The organism is Rathayibacter sp. AY1A4, from assembly GCF_002930955.1.
Lineage (GTDB): Bacteria > Actinomycetota > Actinomycetes > Actinomycetales > Microbacteriaceae > Rathayibacter.
This window is the reverse complement of sequence record NZ_PSTN01000014.1, coordinates 69,517-82,773: the sequence shown is the minus strand read 5'-3', so window position 1 is coordinate 82,773 and position 13,257 is coordinate 69,517. Positions and strand designations below refer to the sequence as shown.

Here is a 13,257-nt window from a genome sequence, read left to right as displayed (position 1 = left end):
CGCCGTGGGGCGCACGGAACGCGCGTGAACGGTGGGTGCGGCGCGGGAAACCGCCGCGGCTCTCGCGCGGGGCGCTGTATTGCGGCAGCGACTACTCTTCCTCGCCCTGAGGCAGGGGCTTTCGGAGGGACGACGTTGCGCCTCTCGGCGAGAAGGCCTTATCCCTCTCTCTTGTCATCGCGCTGATGACATCTGTGGAATCCACCGAATTCTGCCCTGAATGGGGGACTTAGTGCAGCGATAAGCGGCATGGGACGATCCCTCCGGTCCGACAGTCGTCGGCCTTCTCGCTCCGACGAATCCGGATGCTCTCCTCCATGCGAACGAAGACCCTCAGCGTCTCCCTTTTCCTCGCCCTGCTCCTCTCCCTCTTCGTCGCGACCCCGGCCCAGGCCGCGGGCTCGCCGGCTGCGCCGACGAACGTCGTCGCTTCCGACAACAGCTGCACGGACGCCGTCACCATCTCATGGACGGCACCCGCGCAGAAGGTCGCCGGCTATCGCGTGCACATCTACACGATCGAGGGCGACTGGTGGGACGGAGGCGGCTGGAAGGACACCGTCCGGCTCTACTCAACTTCCGGCAGCACGTCGATCACGGTGGATCTCGGGTCCGACCGGAACCCGTACTACTTCGAAGTGGCGAGCGTCACTGATTTCAGCGTTCCGTTCGAGGGCGGTTCCGACGGAGTCCTGCTCGTGCCTTCCGATACCCAGAGCACCAGCTCGATCGCGGAGATCGACCACTTCTGGACCGCACCGGCTCCGGCTCAGGTCTCCGGAGAGGTGTCGAGCACCGGAACGGTCACCTGGCGATGGACTTCGCCGACGAAGGATGGGATGTCGTGCTCCTTCGACCGATACAGCTGGCGTGCGGCGACTCAGGACTATTCGGATCAATACGAAGATATCGTCGATTTCCGAACGAGCGAAACGTCCTTCCAGATGAAGCCGGGGCAGCAGTACGAGTTCTGCGTCGCCGCCGAGACATACGAGTACACCGGAGATGAGACTGCCGAGTTCGCGAGAGGCGAAGAGATGTGCGCGACGGCGACGTGGAGCACCTCCGCTCCAGCCTCCGTCTCATCGCTCCAGGCAACGGCAGGATCGGATCGCCGAGTCGTCGTGAGCTGGCAGCCGCCGGCTGGGGACGGCAACTCGCCGATTCTCGGCTATCGCGTCGGCCGGTCCGGCACTGACGCGAGCGGTAGCGGACCCTGGTCGACCATCGTCAGTACCGTGCGGAGCGATCCCGCTCAGCCCTACAGCCAGACCTTCACGAATCTGAAGGCGAACACCGAGTACACCTTCTCGGTCACCGCCTTCAACAAGATCGGTCAAGGCGAATCCGCGACGACCACGATCGTCGTCGAGCCGCACCACGCCCCTTCGGAGCCGAACTCCGTCGTAGCGATCCCCGACAGCTCCACCCGAAGCGCGACCCTGAACTGGAAGGTGCCGACCGACACCGGAGGAACCTCGATCACCGGCTACCGCGTGTCGCGCGACGGCATCGACAACAGTGGAGCCGGTCCCTGGTCCACCGTGGTGTCGGCGTCGAAGCTCTCGCAGACCTTCTCCAATCTGACCGTCGGTTCCGCCTACACGCTGCGGGTGAGCGCTCTGAACTCCGCCGGAGAGAGCTACGCCGTGACGAGGAGCATCGTCATCGGCGGCACCGCCCTCACCGCCGCGACTCCGACCGTCACCGGCACCGCCGCGGTCGGCTCGACGCTCACGGCGAGCGCCGGCACCTGGGGCCCCTCCCCCGTGGCCCTCGCGTACCAGTGGCGTGCGAACGGCACCGCGATCAGCGGGGCGACCGGCACCACGTACCGTCCGGTCGCGGGCGACGCGGGCAGGGTGATCACCGTCGCCGTCACGGGCTCGAAGTCGGGCTACGTCTCAACCACGCGGGTCTCTTCCGGGACCGCTGCCGTGACCGGCGGCGCGATCACCGCTGCTACGCCGACCATCAGCGGCACCGCGAAGGTCGGCTCGACCCTCACCGCGAAGCCCGGCACCTGGGGCCCCTCCCCCGTCGCCCTCGCCTACCAGTGGAAGGCGAACGGCACCGCTCTGAGCGGGGCGACGTCCGCGACGTACACGCCGACCGGCGCCACTCTCGGGAAGACGATCACCGTGACGGTCACGGGGTCGAAGTCCGGATTCACCGCCGTGACGAAGACCTCCGCGAAGACGAGCGCCGTGGTGGCGGGAACCCTCTCCGCCGCGACCCCGACGATCACCGGCACCGCGAAGGTCGGCTCCACCCTGACCGCCAAGCCGGGCTCCTGGGGTCCCTCGCCGGTGGCCCTCACCTACCAGTGGAAGGCGAACGGCACCGCGATCTCCGGGGCGACCTCCGCCACCTACAAGCCGACCAGCGCCACGGTGGGGAAGAAGATCACGGTGACCGTCACCGGCAAGAAGGCCGACTACACGACGGCGACGCGCACCTCCGCCGCCACCACAGCGGTCGTCAAGTAGGGGATCCGACCCGGGTCGCCGGGGCGAGCCTGCTCGCGCGGACTCCTTCGGCGGCCCGGGAATCCACCACCATCGTCCCCCGGACGGGGGCCCATCCCGCCGACACCCGCCCTCGCCCGGAGGCGGGCGGCGGCTAGCATTCAGACACCGTGTCCGCCGCGGCCTCCCGCGGATCCTGCCGAAAGGCCCGCCGTGCCCGCACGCTCCCTCGCCGCGATCGGCGTCTCCGCTCTCCTGCTGGCCGGCCTCGCCGCCGGTCCGGCCGTCGCCGCCCCCGATCTCCCGGGCGCGAGCGCCGCGCAGGAGGCGGCCGCCGAGGTCGTCCTCTCCGGCACCATCGCGCTCCGCGACGCCGACGAGGAGCACCCCGCCCCCGAGAACCCGTCCTTCTACGTCCAGGTCCAGAACGCCGAGGGGGACGTGGTCGCCGAGGTGAACACGGGCGCCGACTTCTCCCTCCCCGTTCCCGGCGGCGAGCCCCTCACCGTCCGCGCGAACCTGATCGGCAGCGACGACTGGTACCCGACCTGGTTCGGTGACACCCCGGTCGCCGAGGCCGCGAGGACGACCCGGGGGACCGACGAGTCCGTCGCCATCTCCCTCCTGCGCACCGCCGAGCTGTCCGGATCGATCACCGCCGACGCGGTCCCGGGCGTCTCCTCCCCCTCCTTCGACGTGCAGGCCTGGTGGGTCGACGGAGGGACGTACTCGCTCCTCGACACCGTCCCCGTCACCGGAGCCCCCGGCGCCGCCCGCGCGTGGGACACGAGCGACCTCGCCCTGCCCGCCGGCGACTACCTCCTGCGCCTCGTGGAGCCGGGGTACCCCGCCTACGACGACCAGTACTTCTCGCGCCTGGCCCGCCTCGACGAGCGCGCGGTCGTCTCCGTGCCGCCGGGCGGCCGCAGCGGCATCGACTTCTTCCCGTCGGCCTACTCCTCCGACGTCGCCCGCCTCGCCGGGACCGACCGGTACGCGACCGCCGTCGCGGTGACCGCCTCCGGATTCGCCGACGGCGCCCCCGTCGTCTACCTCGCCAGCGGAGCGAACTGGCCGGACGCGCTGAGCGCCGGCCCCGCCGCCGCGAAGCAGCGCGGCGCCCTCCTGCTCACCGACCCGAGCGTCCTGCCCGCCGTGGTGGCGGCCGAGCTGCGCCGCCTCGCCCCGCAGCGGATCGTCGTGGTCGGCAGCGCCCTCTCCGTGAGCGACTCGGTGCTCCAGCAGGTGAGGGCCCTCGGGATCCCGACCGAGCGCATCGAGGGCGTCGACCGCTACGACACCTCGCGCCGGATCGTCGAGGACGCCTTCCCGGACGGCAGCTACGAGAACGTCTTCGTCGCGACCGGCACCAACTTCCCGGACGCCCTCTCGGTCGCGCCGATCGCCGGCCGCCGCGCCGAGCCCGTCCTCCTCGTCGACGGCGCCCGCTCGCGCCTCGACCAGCCGACCCGTGACACCCTCGCCGGACTCGACCCCTCCTCCGTGCAGCTGCTCGGCGGTGCGCCGTCGATCTCGACCGCCGTGGAGGCCGACCTCCGCGCCGCGAAGATCGCCGACACCGTGTCGCGCATCGCCGGGACGGACCGCCACGACACCAGCCGACGCCTCAACGACGTCTTCCCGCCGTCCGAGCTGGGCGACACCGTCTACCTCGCGACCGCCACCGGCTTCGCCGACGCGCTGGCCGTGGGCCCGGTCGCCGCGAAGCAGGGCGCCCCGCTCTACCTCAGCGAGCCGACCTGCCTGCCGCGCAGCACCCGTGTGAAGATGCAGGGCCACGACCTCGATCAGGTGCTGCTCCTCGGCAGCCCCCTGACCCTGTCGGCGCAGGTGCGCTCGCTGTCCGCCTGCTGAGACCCGAGACGCACCGCACGAGCCCTGGAGATCCATGAGCGCCACCGCCGACCGTCCCCTCCTCGTCGGCATCGAGACCGGGGGCACGAAGGTCGTCGCGGCGGTCGCCGACGCCGCTGATCCCGAGCGGATCCTCGCGACGACGACCCTGCCGACCCGCGGGCCCGCCGAGACGCTCGCCGATCTGGCCGGCTTCGTCAGCGGCCACGGAGTCGACGGCACCGTCGCCGCGGTCGGCGTCGCCTCCTTCGGCCCGCTCGACATCGACCCCGGCTCGCCGACCTACGGACACCTCACCTCCACGCCGAAGCTCGGCTGGGAGGGGACCGACGTGCTCGGCCCGATCGGCGCGGCCGCACCGGGCGCCCGGCTCGCGCTGGTCACCGACGTGAACGGAGCCGCCCTGGGCGAGTCCCGCTGGGGCGCCGGAGCCGGAGTCGACGACTTCGTCTACCTGACGGTCGGCACCGGAGTCGGGGGCGGCGTGATCGCGGGCGGACGGCTCCTCGCCGGCAGCGGCTGGCCCGAGGTCGCGCACCTGCTGCCCCGCCGCCACCCCGAGGACGGCTTCGCCGGCACCTGCCCGTTCCACGGCGACTGCCTCGAGGGCCTGGTCGCCGGTCCCGCGATCTCGGCGCGCTGGGGCGTCGACGGCTCCCGCCTCGGCCCCGAGGAGGCGGCCGCCAACCTCCGCTTCAGCTCCTACTACCTCGCGCAGCTCGTCACGACGCTCGCCTACGTCGCGGGCGTGCGGCTCGCGGTCGTCGGCGGAGGCGTGTCGAAGACGCCGGGACTCGTCCCCGCCGTCGAGGCCGAGGTCGAGCGGCTGATGGGCGCGCCCGGAGCGACGGGGACGGGCGGCGGACGGATCCGCATCGTGCGCCCGGCGCTCGGCGACGAGTCCGGGGTGCGCGGGGCGATCTCGCTGGCGGAGTCCCTGCTCGGCTGAGCCCTACCCTCGTTCCATGAGCGAGCGACCCGTCGACCCCTCCGCCCCCGACTCCGGTCGCGACGAGACGGTGGAGGAGCGATCCGACCGCAACTGGAACGAGATCCTGCAGGAGCTGCGGGTCGTGCAGACCGGCACGCAGATCCTGGGCGGCTTCCTGCTGACGCTGTGCTTCCAGCAGCGCTTCGCCGACCTCGCGCCGCCGGACGTGGCGCTCTACCTCGTGCTCGTCCTGCTCGCCGCGTGCGTCACGATCCTGGCGCTGGCGCCGGTCATCGCCCACCGGCTGCTGTTCCAGCGGCGGAGGAAGGCCGAGCTGGTGCGGTTCGGCAACCGGGTGGTCACGGTGTGCCTCGCGGCGGGATCGCTGCTGTTCGTCGGAGTCGTGGGCTTCGTGTTCGACGTCGTGCTGGGCGGGCCGGCGGGCCTCTGGGCGGGCGGAGGCGTGCTGCTGCTGCTCGCCGTGGTCTGGGCGACCGCGCCGGTCCTCCTGCGGAGGCGCTGAGGGCGGCGGAGTCTGCCCGCCCCTCCCCCGCGAGTCAACGGGGTACCCGGGCCCGCCGCGCTCTTCCTACCGTGGCCGCGAGGCGCGCACCGCGCCGACGCGAGAGGAGCACCATGACCGACCGGACCGAGCAGCCGCAGGAGAACCCGCAGAACCACGACCACGTCGACGACGCGGGCGTCGACAAGCCCTCGCAGGCCGAGGGCGACGACACCGAGGGATCGGCCGGCTGATCGCCGCCTCGATCCCCGTCCTCCCCGCGATCGACAGCAGCGCGGCCGTCCTCGCCGACGGCTACCTCTTCGGGACGCGGCGCTTCGACGACGTGGGCGCGGACGCGTTCCGCACCCGGATCCTCGGACGGCCCGTGATCATGGCGCGCGGCATCGAGGCGGCGCGCTTCTTCTACGAGGGCGGGCGCTTCGACCGCGAGGGCGCGCTGCCCGGCTCCGTGCTGCACCTCCTGCAGGACGAGGGCAGCGTGCAGACCCTCGAGGACGAGCCGCACCGGAGGCGGAAGCGGATGTTCCTGGATCTGGTGGAGACGCCCGAGCAGCGGTCGAGGCTGGTCTCGGCCTTCGCGCGGGAGTGGCAGGCGTCCGCCGCCCGGCTGACCGGCGAGCGGGTCCGCCTCCAGGACGTCGCCGCCGAGGTCCTGGGCCGCGCGGTCCTGTCGTGGGCCGGCATCGAGGCCGACGAGGAGGAGGTGCTGCGGCGCACGGACGAGCTCCGGGCGATGATCGACAACGCCGGGCGCTTCGGCCCGCCCAACTGGGCCGCGCGACTCCGCCGCCGCTCGACCGAGCGGTGGGCGCGCGGCCTGATCGAGGCGAGCCGGACGGCCGGACCCTCCCCGACTCCCCTGCACCGGATCGCGCACGAGAAGGAGGACGGCGGCCTCCTGCCCGTCGAGGTCGCCGCGGTGGAGCTGATCAACGTGCTGCGGCCCACGGTCGCGGTGGGGCGCTTCGTGGTGCTGGCGGCGCTCGCGCTGCACCGGCATCCGGAGTGGCGGGAGCGGCTCGCCGACCAGGAGGAGCGCGTCGCGTTCGCGAACGAGGTGCGGCGCTTCTACCCGTTCTTCCCGATGGTCGGAGGAAGGGCCCGCCGGGAGCTGGACTTCCTCGGCGAGACGCTTCCCGCAGGGCAGTGGATGCTGCTCGACCTCTACGCGACGGACCACGGCTCGCACTGGGAGGCGCCGGGCCGCTTCGATCCGGAGCGGTTCCGGTCGCCGGTCGACCGCAACGGCTTCATCGCCCAGGGCGGCGGGCACTACGGAGGCGACCACCGGTGCCCGGGCGAGCCGGCGACCGTCGACCTGCTGTCCGCGGCGCTGGAGCTCCTGGCCGCGGGGCACCCGTACGACGTCGAGGACGGGCAGGATCTGCGCGTGAGCCTGCAGAGCTTCCCGACCGGGCCGGAGGACGGCTTCGTGGTGAGGTTCCGCTAGGGGCGGGCGGGCTCGGCTGGCGGCCTCGGCGGGCGGCCTCGGTCGGCGGCCTCAGCGGGAGCGGTCCTCCTCCACAGGCCGCGGTTCCGCGCGCTCTCCCCGGATCCGCTCGGGCACTCCCCGCCCGCCTCGCCCGGCGAGCACGCTCGGGGGATGCAGAAGCCGAGTCAGTCCTCCGGAGCGTCGAGCTCCTCGAGCGCCCGCAGCGCCTCGCGGGCGCGCTCGAGCCGATCGGCCTCGGGCTCGTCCCACCATGCCGGTCCGCGCTCGCCCAGCCCGTGCTTGGCGAGCCCGACCCTCCTGCGCGCCAGCGCCTCCGCCTCCGCGTCCTCGTGCAGCCTGGCGGAGCGCACTCCCGAGCGCCCGCGCCCGAGGTGCGAGGTGAGGCCGGCGACCACGTCCTCCGGCAGCGAGGGGTCGGTGCGCCGCCATCGGCGGCCCTTCACCACGAGCCAGCGCTCGTCGTCCTCGTCGCTCACCCCGTCACCGCCGCCTGGGATTGAGCTCGTCACCGGTGCTCGTGAGGTCCACCTGATCCGGCAGGAGGAGCGCCTCGATCCGCCCCGCGGCGGAGAGCCGCAGCAGGTCGTCGACGAGGGCGCGCGAGCCGCCGATCAGCGTCGAGTCGAAGTCGACCTCGCTCGCGAGGTACCAGGCCCGGTCCTCCGGCCAGAGCGCGAGCGGAGTCTGCACGACGAGCCCGGAGGCGTCGGCGAAGCCCGCCGCGCGCGCCCACGCGGTGTCCTCGAGCACCCTGACGTCGAGCGAGAGCAGAGGCCCCTCCCGCCCCGGCAGCTCGACCGTCGCCGCGGCGGCGGTCTCGGGGTGCTCCCAGCCGGTCGGCCGAGTGTCGCTCATCCACTCGGGCAGCTCGTCCGAGGCGTCCGAGCGGGAGATCAGGATCCGCGACCCGCCGCTCAGCACGCCGAACCCCTCCCAGAACACGGCGAGGCAGTCGTCGGGGGTGCTCGTGTGCTCCGCGAGCACGGCGGCGACGGCCGCGAGCTCGTCGAGCGGGAGCACTCCGAGGCGGGGCTCCGGGTACTCGTCGGGATGCTCGCCGGTGAGCGAGTACCACTGCGCGAGCGGATGCAGGAGCGTCCCCTCCCGCTCGGCGACCTCGCGCCAGCGCCGGGGCGGGTCGTCGGAGGGGTGCAGGATCCGCACGGCCGCCTCGAACAGCGGAGGGACGATCCCCTCGAAGCGCCCGAACGGTCCGAGAGCACTCAGCATCGGGTCCGCCCGCGCGGCGTCCCGCTCGGCGCGCAGGGGCGCGTCCCGGGGTGTCGGCTCGACCATAGGCCCAGGCTAGCGCTGGACGGTCGCTCCGCTCAGGGCGGAGAGGGCCCGCTGCGGTCCCGTCTCGCGGGCGAGGGCCTCGGCGAGCGCCGTCAGCCGTTCCCGGGCGGGAGCGTCGAGTGCGAGCATCCGCCGCGCAGCCTCCGCGAGCTCTCCCGCGGATGCGGCGTTGGGGTCGAGCACGGCGGCGAACCCGGCGTCCTCGAGAGCAGCCGCCCCCGCGAACTGGTCCGTCGAGAACGGCAGGACGACGAGCGGCACGCCCGCGGTCATCGCCTCCGTGACGCTGTTGTTGCCGCCGTGGCTGACCGCGAGCACGGCCCGGCGCAGGAGCGCGACCTGCGGCAGGAAGCCGCGGACCAGCCAGCCCTCGGGGATCTCGCCCAGAGCCGAGCGCTCGGTCGCGCCGGAGGCGAGAGCCACCCGGACGGGCCTGCCCCCGGCCTCGACGCCGGCCAGGGCCTCGACGACCCGGGCGAGCACGTCGTCGCGCACCGAGAGGAAGCTGCCGAAGCTCACGTAGACGACCGGATCCTCGGACGCGGCGAGCCACTCCTCGACCTCCGCGTCGTCGGGCTCCTCGCGGACGGCGGAGCCGAGGAACGCGTGCGGCGGCAGCTGAGCGGTGCGGGCCGAGTCGTGGAGCTCGCCCGGGTAGTTGAGCAGCAGGACGTCGCCGCTCTCGGCGAAGGCGTCGGCGCTGGGCGCCGCCCCGGGGTCGAGGGTGGTGAGGGCGGCGTTCCACTCCTCGGTGAAGGAGTCGCGCACACGCTCGCAGAGGGCGCGGAGCGCATCGAGGTCGTCGGGCTCCGGAGCGAAGGCGTCCGGCCAGACCGGAGGGAAGCCGTAGACCTCGCCGGGCACCGTGAGCGCGCTGGGGTGGCCGAGCACGACGTCGCCGTAGGGCACGCGGAGTGCCTTCAGCGCCACGCGCGCGGTGAAGGCGAGGTGGTCGACCACGATCGCGTCTGGCTGCACCTCGTCGAGGATCACGCGCAGGCGCGCGGCGACGCCGGCCGGATCCCAGAGCAGGTCGGTGAGCCGCTCCCGCGCCTGGTAGGCGAGGGTCGGGACCATCCCGCGCCGGGTGGCGTCGAAGAAGCCGCGGAGGGACGCGCCCTCGTCGGGCGCCTGCTCCTCCGCGCGGATCGTGCCCGGGTTGGAGCCGCGCCCCAGCCGGAGCGCGATGTGCTCGAATCCGAAGCCGTCGACGATGGAGCGCGTCGCGTCGCCGGTGGCCACGACGACGCGCTCGCCCGCCTCCTGCCACGCCGTGCCGAGGGTCGCCAGCGGCAGCAGGTGCGACGCGTAGTCGGGGCTGATGATCAGCAGGGTCACGAGGCCCCCAGCACGAGCGGCGAGCGGAGGGGACGCTCCTGGTCCGCGGTCGCGTGCGCGTAGACGCCCGAGAGGGCATGAGCCATGGCCTGCACCGTGTAGCGCTCGGCGACCATCGCGCGCCCGCGGGCCGCGGCGTGCTCGCCGAGAGGCCCTCCTGCGAGATCCAGTGCGGTGGCGGCGCCGGCGGCGAGCGCCGCGGGGTCGGCGGTGTCGACCAGGAAGCCGGTCTCCCCCTCCTCGACGTAGGTCACGGGCCCGCCTGTCGCCGGAGCGACGACGACCAGTCCTGCGGAGAGCGCCTCGAGGAGGGCGATGCCGAACTCCTCCTTGACGCTCGCGCAGACGTAGGCGCCTCCCGGAGCAGAGAGCCCCGGTCGGCCGTGCCGGATCGCGCCGAGCCAGCGGGCCACGGACCCGTTCGGGCGGTGGCCGGCCAGGAGCAGCCCGTCGGACGCGACGGCGCGGATGCGGTCGAGCTGCTCGCGCTCGTCGGGACTCGGGTCGGCGAGGTCGCCGCCGACCAGGAGCAGGTTGGCGCGCTCCCGGAGCGAGGGGTCGGACGCCCAGGCCTCGGCGAGCGCCGCCATCCCCTTCACCCGGTGCAGGCGGCCCACGCTGAGCAGCAGCGGGAGGCCGCGGCGGTGCTCGGGCAGCTCCTCCAGCAGGAGGTCGAGCGAGGCCAGGTCGCCGCCCTCGTCCAGCGCGACCGGCTCACCGGCGGCGGAGGCCCGTGCGGCCGACTCGCCGCGCTCGACCAGGCCGACGTCGATCCCCTCCGGGACGATCGTGTGCCGCTCCGGGTGCGCGGTGATGTCGACGCCGATCAGCTCGCGGATGGTCGCCGCCAGCTCCTCCCGCGGGAACAGGACGGTGTGCGCGGCGTCGGCGGCCAGGCGCTGCACCAGGCGCACGCGGAACCAGAAGTGCTCGGCGGCGTCGTGCTCGCCGAAGTCCGCGCGGGTGAGGGCGCCGGACGCGTCCAGGCCCGCGATCAGGGCGTGCGGGTCCGGAGCGAGGGTGAACACGACGGGGATCTCGAGCTCCCGGGCGACCGCGGCCGCCGCGAGGGATCCGACGTCCGCCATCCGCAGGTGCAGCACGTCGACCCGGCCGGCCGCGCGCAGGATCCGGCGGATGCCGCGCTCGGCGGCGATGCGGCGGCTCCACGCCTGGGGCATGGCCACGGGCGGACCCACGAACGGGACCGGAGCGAAGCCGTGGCCGGAGTCGGGCAGCTCGCCGAGCGCGCGCTCGGCCTCGGCCGGAGTCCCGCGCGAGAGCGTGAGCACCCGGTCGATGCCCTCCTGCTCGACGAGCGAGTCGCCCAGGCGCACCAGCAGGGTCGCGATGCCGCCGTTGTCGCCGGCGCCCACCCGCGTCAGGGTGCCGTCGATGTCGGCGTGGACGAAGAGCTGCGCGACCGTCGGCCCGGCCTCCACGGCCGGTGCGGGGGCGAGGTCGCCGAGGGCGAGCCGGGCGAGGGGCCCGATCGGCGCCGCCTCCTCGGCCAGGCCGGTGAGCAGGAGCTCGGCGTCGTCGGAGCCGCGCTCGCCGAGCGCGTCCGTCGCGGCGGCCCGCGCCTCCAGCCCCTCCGCGCGATCGGCGGCCACGTGCAGGAGGGTGCGCTCGGCGATCGTGCCGGGCACGAGGCCCAGGGTCTCGACGAGCCGTGCCCGGGCCGCCGCTTCGCGCTCGCCGAGCAGCGCGCCCTCGAGCGCGACGGCGACGAGGTCGGGGGTCGAGGAGGCCCAGAGCAGGACGGTGCGCTGCGCGAGCATGCCGGAGAAGCCGCCGTCGCGGACCAGGCGCAGCAGCGGTCCGAGCGCGGCGGGGCGGGGCAGGCGCCCGCCGAAGGCCCAGGCGGCGTGCTCGCGGAGGTACGGGCGCTCGTCCTCGAGCAGCATCAGCAGCGCGAGGTCGGCCTCCTCGTCGAAGACCTGCGCGAGCGAGTGCACGGCCGCGATCGCGGTGAGCTGGTCCGAGGGGTCCAGGGCTGCGCGGGTGAGCAGGCGCACCGCGCGGCCGCCGCCGTCGCTCACCGCGGCGACCGTCAGCTCATCCGCCATCCGGACGGCCTCGAGCAGAGTGGGAGCGGCGCGCACGGCGTCGAGAGCGGTCTGCGTGGCCATGGTTCACCTGGTCTGTCGGAGCGGAGAGTGCGACGGAGCGCGACTCCCGACCGCTGGAGCGGCCCAGGAGGAGCGGACCGGTACCGAGCATGCCGCGTGGGCGGCTGGGATTTCGCCACTTGCGTCGGATCTCCTCCCGCGGTACGGCCTCCTGTCAAGGGGGTGATGGCCGCAGTTCGTTTGCGCAACGCGCGAGGATCCTCAACCGCGGGTCCACTCCAGGAGCCGCTCGACCGGCCAGGTGGTCACGATCCGCTCCTCCGGGACGCCGAGCCGCTCCGCCCGCTCGGCCCCGTAGTCGAGCAGGCCCAGCTGGCCCGGAGCGTGCGCGTCGCTGTCGATCGAGAACAGGCAGCCCTCCTCGAGCGCGAGCGCGATCAGCTCGTCCGGCGGGTCCTCGCGCTCGGGGCGGGCGTTGATCTCGACCGCGGTGGAGTGGTCGGCGCACGCGCGGAACACGGCCCGGGCGTCGAAGGTCGACGGCGGACGGGTGCCGCGCTCGCCCGACACCAGCCGCCCCGAGACATGGCCGAGGACGTCGGTCCGCGGATCCGAGGCCGCCGCGACCAGCCGGGCCGTCATCTCGCGGGAGGGCAGCCGCAGCTTCGAGTGGGCGCTCGCGACGACCACGTCGAGGCGGTCCAGCAGCTCGTCCGTCTGGTCGAGCGCGCCGTCCTCGAGGACGTCCACCTCGATCCCGCTGAGCAGCCGCAGGGGCCCGGTGTCGAGGCCCGCGAGATGGGCGAGCTGCTCCTCCAGCCGCTCCGCGCTGAGACCGTGGGCGACCCGGAGCCGCGGCGAGTGGTCGGTGAGCGCCAGGTACTCGTGGCCGAGCGCGCGGGCCGCGTCCGCCATCGCGAGGACGGGCGTCGCCCCGTCGGACCACTCGCTGTGGCTGTGGAGATCGCCGCGCAGCCGTCCCCGCAAGGCGCTCGCGGGCGGAGGAGTCGAGCCGCGCAGCTCCGCGAGGTAGTCGGGCACCCGGCCCGACCGCGCCTGCTCGATCACCGTGAAGGTCGTGTCGCCGATCCCGGAGGCCCGCCGCACGAGGGCGAGGTCGTCCCGCTCGGCGGACGCCATCCCCTCCAGCACCGCGGCCGCGCGGCGGAACGCCTTCGCCCGGTAGCGGGAGGCCCGCTCCCGCTCGAGCAGTGCTGCGATCTCCTCGAGTGCCGCGATCGGGTCCATGCGCCCGGTCTACCACGGCGCCCGCCGCGGCCTCACCCCCTCGACGGCGG

Annotated in this window: 10 protein-coding genes; 5 read left to right on the top strand and 5 right to left on the bottom strand. The window is 73.9% G+C overall.

All coding sequences use genetic code 11. The annotated features are described in order from the left end of the window. Positions 1 to 317: 317 nt before the first annotated feature. The 5 genes from C5B92_RS10135 (at position 318) to C5B92_RS10115 (ending at position 7,250) form a co-directional block, all read left to right on the top strand. Positions 318 to 2,489 carry a fibronectin type III domain-containing protein gene (locus C5B92_RS10135; RefSeq protein ID WP_181028796.1) on the top strand — a complete coding sequence of 724 codons (2,172 nt, stop codon included), beginning with the start codon at positions 318 to 320 and terminating at the stop codon, positions 2,487 to 2,489. A gap of 192 nt (positions 2,490 to 2,681) precedes the next feature. Then, positions 2,682 to 4,343, top strand: a complete 1,662-nt coding sequence (locus C5B92_RS10130) for a cell wall-binding repeat-containing protein (RefSeq protein WP_104350362.1) — start codon at positions 2,682 to 2,684, stop codon at positions 4,341 to 4,343. Between the two features lie 34 nt (positions 4,344 to 4,377). Then, entirely contained in the window at positions 4,378 to 5,292 is a 915-nt protein-coding gene (locus C5B92_RS10125) for an ROK family protein (protein ID WP_104239529.1), read from the top strand. 16 nt (positions 5,293 to 5,308) lie between these two features. Then, positions 5,309 to 5,797, top strand: coding sequence for a DUF6328 family protein (locus tag C5B92_RS10120; protein ID WP_104256068.1), 489 nt, complete (start codon positions 5,309 to 5,311; stop codon positions 5,795 to 5,797). A 325-nt stretch (positions 5,798 to 6,122) separates the two neighbouring features. Continuing rightward, positions 6,123 to 7,250 (top strand): cytochrome P450, encoded by a 1,128-nt coding sequence (locus tag C5B92_RS10115; RefSeq protein WP_104350361.1) that lies wholly within the window; start codon positions 6,123 to 6,125, stop codon positions 7,248 to 7,250. Between the two features lie 167 nt (positions 7,251 to 7,417). Here the strand turns inward: C5B92_RS10115 and C5B92_RS10110 are convergent, their stop codons facing one another. The 5 genes from C5B92_RS10110 to C5B92_RS10090 all read right to left on the bottom strand — a co-directional run bounded on the left by C5B92_RS10110 (position 7,418) and on the right by C5B92_RS10090 (position 13,207). Next, on the bottom strand, positions 7,418 to 7,729 hold the full coding sequence (locus tag C5B92_RS10110; RefSeq protein ID WP_104223799.1) for a biopolymer transporter Tol: 312 nt from the start codon (positions 7,727 to 7,729) through the stop codon (positions 7,418 to 7,420). 4 nt (positions 7,730 to 7,733) lie between these two features. Continuing rightward, positions 7,734 to 8,549 (bottom strand): hypothetical protein, encoded by an 816-nt coding sequence (locus C5B92_RS10105; RefSeq protein WP_104350360.1) that lies wholly within the window; start codon positions 8,547 to 8,549, stop codon positions 7,734 to 7,736. A gap of 9 nt (positions 8,550 to 8,558) precedes the next feature. Continuing rightward, the gene (locus tag C5B92_RS10100) at positions 8,559 to 9,887 is read right to left on the bottom strand and encodes a glycosyltransferase (protein ID WP_104350359.1); all 1,329 of its coding nucleotides are present in this window, start codon (positions 9,885 to 9,887) and stop codon (positions 8,559 to 8,561) included. Next, the gene (locus tag C5B92_RS10095; protein ID WP_104350358.1) at positions 9,884 to 12,019 is read right to left on the bottom strand and encodes a glycosyltransferase; all 2,136 of its coding nucleotides are present in this window, start codon (positions 12,017 to 12,019) and stop codon (positions 9,884 to 9,886) included. The genes C5B92_RS10100 and C5B92_RS10095 overlap by 4 nt, the downstream gene beginning before the upstream one ends. A gap of 201 nt (positions 12,020 to 12,220) precedes the next feature. After that, positions 12,221 to 13,207: a PHP domain-containing protein gene (locus tag C5B92_RS10090; protein ID WP_104350357.1), complete on the bottom strand. Its 987-nt coding sequence runs from the start codon at positions 13,205 to 13,207 to the stop codon at positions 12,221 to 12,223. Positions 13,208 to 13,257 lie beyond the last annotated feature (50 nt).